Origin of the sequence: Rhodosalinus sp. K401, assembly GCF_041365735.1 — a bacterium.
In the GTDB taxonomy this organism is placed as follows: Bacteria; Pseudomonadota; Alphaproteobacteria; order Rhodobacterales; family Rhodobacteraceae; genus Rhodosalinus.
This window is the reverse complement of sequence record NZ_JBGFSI010000045.1, coordinates 1-889: the sequence shown is the minus strand read 5'-3', so window position 1 is coordinate 889 and position 889 is coordinate 1. Positions and strand designations below refer to the sequence as shown.

The 889-nt window shown below is 72.0% G+C and carries 1 protein-coding gene and 1 pseudogene; one reads left to right on the top strand and one right to left on the bottom strand.

What is annotated here, in order from left to right; translation table 11 throughout:
• Positions 1 to 280 (bottom strand): type II toxin-antitoxin system RelE/ParE family toxin (locus AB6A66_RS17455; protein WP_371056900.1); only part of this gene is annotated, 280 nt, incomplete at its 3' end.
• Between the two features lie 89 nt (positions 281 to 369).
• On the opposite strand from AB6A66_RS17455, the pseudogene AB6A66_RS17450 reads away from it, so the two are divergent.
• Positions 370 to 889 (top strand): annotated as a pseudogene (locus AB6A66_RS17450) (phage tail tape measure protein); the annotation flags it as partial.

The window sequence follows — 889 nt, the reverse complement described above, 5'->3', positions numbered from 1 at the left end:
AATGGTAGTCGACGATCTCGACGTTGGCTGGTCCCTGATCGGTCCACACGAAGCAGATGCGCCACTGGTCGTTGATGCGCACCGAATGCTGCCCGGCCCGGTCGCCCTTGAGCTCCTCGAGATGGTTGCCCGGCGGAAACCGGAGATCCTCGAGGACCGCGGCGGCGTCGAGCGCCGAGAGCATCGCCCGCGTCCGCTTGACCAGATCGGCCGGGAAGCCCTTGCCGAACCGGCCTTCCACCGCGTTCGCCGCGCGCTTGCCCTTCGTGCTGACGATCATGGGGGCATGTATCACGACGTGATACATTCTGCAAGGGGGCGCGCGGCGGCGCCCGTCTCACCGACCCTGTTGATACCGGAGGCAGTCAAATGGCCGAGAAACGCGTGAGCGTCCGCCTGTCGGCGACGGGCGGTCGTCAGGTCAAGGATGCGCTGCGCGGTGTCGGCGAGGCCGGGCAGCAGGGCTTCCGGCACCTCTCGCGCGAGATGGAGGCCGCCAACCGCCGTCTCGCCCGCTTCGCGCGGCAGGCGACGCGGATCGCCCGGGTCGTCGGCGCGGCGGCTGCGGCGGCCGGCGCGGCGCTGATCCGCTCGGGGCTGCAGACCGTCGATGCGCAGGCCAAGCTCGCGCACTCGCTCGCCACGACCACGGCGAGCGTGCAGGTACTCGCCCGCGCGGCGGACCTCTCGGGCAATTCCTTCCGCGAACTGGAGGCCGGCTCGGCGCGCCTGACCCGGCGCCTCTCGCTCTTCGCCGCCGACGGCAGCGGCCCGGCGGCCGACGCGATCCGGCGGCTGGGGCTGAATGCGGCGGAGCTTCTGGCGCTGCCGCTCGACCAGCGCATCGCGCGCGTGACCGAGGCGATCCGGCAGAACGCCGCGGCCTCCG